Below are 589 nucleotides of genomic sequence, written 5' to 3' on the forward strand. Positions count from 1 at the left end.
ACTCTTTATAAACAATTAGTATTTGCTTTAAAATACGAAGGAATAAATTTATTGTTTTTTAAAAAACTATTTGAACAACTATCAGAAGAAACCATAACTTCCGTGGTGCAAATAGAGCCGCAAGGACAATACAGTCGTAAAGTTTGGTTCTTATACGAATGGCTTATGGGGAAGTCACTTCCAATTCCAGATTTAAATAAAGGAAATTTCATTACCCTAATTGATGAAGATATACAATTTGCTTTGCCTATAAGTACAAATTCCAGCCGCCATCGTATAAAAAACAACTTGCCTGGTACTGTTGATTTTTGTCCGCTAATATTTAAAACTCCAAAGTTGAATGACTATATAGCTGATGATCTTTCCCATAAAAAAAATAGTTATTTAAACGCAATTCGCAAAGACGTACTACAACGAGCATCAGCATTTTTGTTGCTAAAAGATTCCAAAGCATCTTTTACCATAGAAGGTGAAACCCCCTCTAATAATAGAGCAATTAGGTGGGGAAAAGCCATAGGTCAAGCAGGTTCAAGACCATTAGAGAAAGAGGAACTATTGCGATTACAGCAAATAGTGATAGAAAATAGTC

General features: G+C 33.8%; 1 pseudogene. It reads left to right on the top strand.

The features are described 5' to 3' along the window. Positions 1-589, top strand: a pseudogene (locus AC4PRO_RS18225) (Fic family protein); the annotation flags it as partial.

Source organism: Flavobacterium sp. DW-iso2 (genome assembly GCF_058725285.1).